At 32.3% G+C, this 3,805-nt stretch carries 4 protein-coding genes and 2 pseudogenes; 3 read left to right on the top strand and 3 right to left on the bottom strand.

The genetic code is table 11. The features are described from left to right. A pseudogene (locus VK90_RS30040) lies at window positions 1-143 on the top strand (ParA family protein); the annotation flags it as partial. 1 nt (window position 144) lies between these two features. Beyond that, a complete protein-coding gene (locus tag VK90_RS27185; RefSeq protein ID WP_048376710.1) occupies window positions 145-516 on the top strand; it encodes a hypothetical protein in 372 nt (123 codons plus the stop codon). A gap of 250 nt (window positions 517-766) precedes the next feature. Here VK90_RS27185 and VK90_RS27180 read toward each other — a convergent pair whose 3' ends face one another. Next, window positions 767-1,126, bottom strand: coding sequence for a hypothetical protein (locus VK90_RS27180; RefSeq protein ID WP_048376708.1), 360 nt, complete (start codon window positions 1,124-1,126; stop codon window positions 767-769). An 829-nt stretch (window positions 1,127-1,955) separates the two neighbouring features. After that, window positions 1,956-2,513, bottom strand: a complete 558-nt coding sequence (locus tag VK90_RS27175; protein WP_048376706.1) for an AAA family ATPase — start codon at window positions 2,511-2,513, stop codon at window positions 1,956-1,958. A gap of 488 nt (window positions 2,514-3,001) precedes the next feature. On the opposite strand from VK90_RS27175, the pseudogene VK90_RS27170 reads away from it, so the two are divergent. Further along, a pseudogene (locus tag VK90_RS27170) lies at window positions 3,002-3,217 on the top strand (DDE-type integrase/transposase/recombinase); the annotation flags it as partial. 197 nt (window positions 3,218-3,414) lie between these two features. Here VK90_RS27170 and VK90_RS31005 read toward each other — a convergent pair. Then, window positions 3,415-3,805: hypothetical protein (locus tag VK90_RS31005; RefSeq protein WP_231595970.1), on the bottom strand; the 391-nt coding region annotated here is incomplete at its 5' end.

Raw genomic sequence — 3,805 nt, 5'->3', positions numbered from 1 at the left:
TGGAACGTATTAAAAGGTTTGATGTTAACGGTATCACTGAAAATGATAGACATGATTTAAATGTAATAGAACTATACGAAAAAATTAGTGATGAATTATTATCTCGTATCAATGTTTTTGAAAGTATGAAGGTTGGTGTATAACATGGCAAGAACTCCTGGATTATTAGGCAGAAAAAAGAGCAATTTTGACCCAACAGATCCTTATATCCCAAACGAGGATTCAGTTGTAACAAAAAGTGGCGAAGATACTCCTACTTTCCCACCTAAAAATGAACAAGAACAAGTAAATCAGCAGGAACAAAAGAAGGAGCAAACACCAGAGAAAAAGACATTTAAAAACCAACAAGGTAGTATTAAAATTTCTAGTCAATCTAAGGAAGAGCTTGGAGCACTAATGAAACTTACTAATAAGAAATATGCTCATGAAATAATAGATTTACTTATACATCATTATGTAGAAAATCAATTAACTCCCGAACAGAAAAGGAAATTTAAATTATTAACAGAGATTTAGAAATATAGAAATATCCCTACATAGAAATAGGGATATTTCTATATTATTGTGATTTAAGAAATATCGTCACCAGGACTTCCTCCACAACCTTTTCTTCTCTCTCAACTGCAGCTTCCTTATGTAAAGTGTTAATAAAGTTTTTTAATTTCTATCCATCCAAATGTATTGATACTCAAAAATCAATAACGGGTGCTTTAATTCTTATTGAACTAAAGCACCCGTTATTCTACTTAGTTAGATAAATTATTTATCAGAAATAATTGTCAATCTCTTGGATAGCTAGTTTCAACGCTTTTATTCTTCTTTCTAAAAGCGTTCTTTGGGGACTACCAGCCTTTGACTTATCATGAATGTTCTTAATTGATGGAAGCAAACCAGTAAGAACATTGCGAGCTTCTGCTAAATCTTCCTGGGTATAATGATGGGGGCTTTGATTCCAAACGTTTTCTAGCATTGCTAGGCCGATGCAAACAGCTTTGAGTCGTTTCTTTACTAAGGTGATATTTGCGCCTTTCTGAGTCATCTGTGACAAGGCATTTTCGAGTTTACTGATTGTCGATTGTAAAGACTTTATTGATTCCAATTTATCTACATTAGAAACATTTTCCATGTTAGTACTGTCCCTTCTTCGTTTCTGAATTATTTTGCTTGATACTTGATCAAATCGTTAAGAACCTGATTTCACTCGCAATATTTTAACATAAGTAACCAGCCCTATTTGAGAGAGATTCTCAACAACCTGGCCCAATTGCTGAACCCAAGTTAACTAAAACTTTTCAACTAACCTGCCTGTTAGTCCAATAAGAATTAAACAACTTTTTTGTCACTTAACACCTTAATCAATCGTTTTATCTCTAAAGCTAACTGTTTAATATTTTCCTTGTACTTAGCTACAATAACACTACGCCACTAATCAGTAGCAACACCCCATTATTTTTGTACTAGCGGTGCTATTCTTTTTATCCCTCCAAAATCAGGAATATCCTTTTAGTTTCATTTTCATTGTAGTCAACCTCTTTTGACACCAATGATTTAGGCATTATTCGTAAACTCTATGATTCTATTACATGTACCATATATCATTGCTGTGACCTCCCCTCACAATATGGATATATCCCTATTTCTATAAGTTTATATTTCTATATATCCCTACATTTGTTACCAACAAATAGTGAAGATACTCCTGTTTCTTCACCTAAAAATGCGAAAAAACAAGTGAATCGAAACTTACTTATGTAAAATGACAGTAAAGTTTTTTAATTTTAAAAGCTCAAACAAGCATAACCCCGTTCTAAATTTAGGATGGGGTTAAAAATATAGTTTTTTAATTTTGGATGTAAGATACTTCACTACACTAGGAAATATAACAATAAGGTTGCTTAAAAATCTAAGTTTTATTCAACAATAGCGCCTGATAATTGAAGATCATTCACGTGATTTTATAATTCAAACCTTTTTGACACTATTTCAGCTACTTCTGCAGCACTCAAACTTATATTATTAATTTTTATGTAGTTCTCATTTTTAATTTCACCTTTATGGGAGTTCAATCTGTATTTTTTCATTGATTCCCTTAGTTCATTCTCGGACCAGTCAACGTTTCTTTTGGTAGGTTTATGCTCAAGTCGATGCGGACTTTTATTTCGTTCCAGCCTCTCGTCCATATCGGCTTCTAATTCCACAAAATAAATAGTGGCACCCTGGGATTCAAAGATTTCACATGTCTGGTCTACGAAGTCCCAATCCTCTTGTTGATCAAAAGCCCACACATATGTAAAGATCAAACCTTCTAGTTCACTCTCAGCCACTGCCTTGAATATTTCTTTTCTAAATAAAGTTGACAACCTCCACATTTCCGGACTAAAGCTGAATAAGGGCTCAAGTAATTCAATGGTCATATGGTTATGAAATAGTTTCAATCCAGTTGCTTTAGCTAACTCTTGCCCTACTGTCATTTTACCAACTGCTTGCGGACCAAATATAAGTACAAATTTCATAGACTTCCTCCATTAATGATTTTTTATTATTATACCAGCAATTTCAAGCACCCTTTTTCACAAATTTCATACTATCTAAAAAATTTCAGATTGTTCAGTAAATACATTTCACATTAACATTTTTAATTTGTTTACCTGAAAAAGTTTTGCTGTTAAATGGCCCAATTGTTGAACAGAATGACTCGCATTTTTTTAAAAAACTTTTTTGTCAATTTACAACTAATAGGAAATATGCTCATGAAATAATTGATTTGCTTATAAATCATTATGTAGAAAATCAATTACCCCCTGAACAGAAAAAGAAGTTCAAATTATTGACAGATATTTAGATATATAGAAATATCCCTATTTCTATAAGTTTGTATTTCTATATATCCCTATTTTTGTTACCAAAAATAGCGAAGATACTCCTATTTCTCCACCTAAAAATGTGTAGCTTTGAAATTAAGTTTGATTAAAAACACCCCGCAAGCATCCAAATCCGATAGCTCAAATATTTAAATAATATTATAGAGCAAGATTATCGTTTTATTAAGAGACGTGTACGTTCTATGTTAGGATTCAAGTCTTTTTGCACAGCTACATCCATTCTTGCAGGAGTAGAAGCTATGCATATGATTAAAAAAGAACAGATTGATTTAAGGCTTCATTCTGTTCAAAACCAGAAAAAATTCATCCATCGATTGTTTGGGATTACAACATAAAATAGGATTCCGCTAGAAATATATAAGCTATATTCTCTGTTATTTTATCTTTGCACCAGAACAAATAAAAATAAGGAAACCCCAATTTTTCCGGAAGTTTCCTTTCTTATTCCATTAAAGACTCCGTATATTGAACAAGGAATGAACTCCTTAGCAGATATAATAGAAGGATAGGTATAGACCTACTTAGGCACCTTCTACCTTTTTGTATCCGCAATTTTCTGGGACTTATAAGTGTGGATTATACTTGGAACTCCTACAATCATACTGACCATAAAACTCCACATTGTAAACCGCCAATTTTCAGTGAGTAACGACAATCCTGTAAAAAATACTAATTGACCCAAAAGGGCAAACCAAGAAGTTATCCATGCTACTTTTAAATTTTCCTTCATCCCGTAACCCCCTATACCAATTAGTGGAATAACATATGTAAATTTGGTAAAATTTGATAATTTAAGTTTATCATAAGTTTCTTCGACAGAGAACGGAAAAGTATCAACAACGCTATTCAATATAGCTAAAAATAAAAAAGGTCTAATCCTTGTTGAATGCAGAAATATCCCTATTTCTATAATTAGATATTTC

The organism is Bacillus sp. LK2, from assembly GCF_001043575.1.
In the GTDB taxonomy this organism is placed as follows: Bacteria; Bacillota; Bacilli; order Bacillales; family Bacillaceae_G; genus Bacillus_A; species Bacillus_A paramycoides.
The sequence above is the reverse complement of the archived record's forward strand: the minus strand, read 5'-3'. Positions and strand labels throughout refer to the sequence as shown.

Coding starts and splice junctions, on each gene's coding strand:
- VK90_RS27185 (WP_048376710.1), top strand. CDS start 145: ATGGCAAGAACTCCTGGATTATTAGGCAGAAAAAAGAGCAATTTTGAC.
- VK90_RS27180 (WP_048376708.1), bottom strand. CDS start 1,126: ATGGAAAATGTTTCTAATGTAGATAAATTGGAATCAATAAAGTCTTTA.
- VK90_RS27175 (WP_048376706.1), bottom strand. CDS start 2,513: ATGAAATTTGTACTTATATTTGGTCCGCAAGCAGTTGGTAAAATGACA.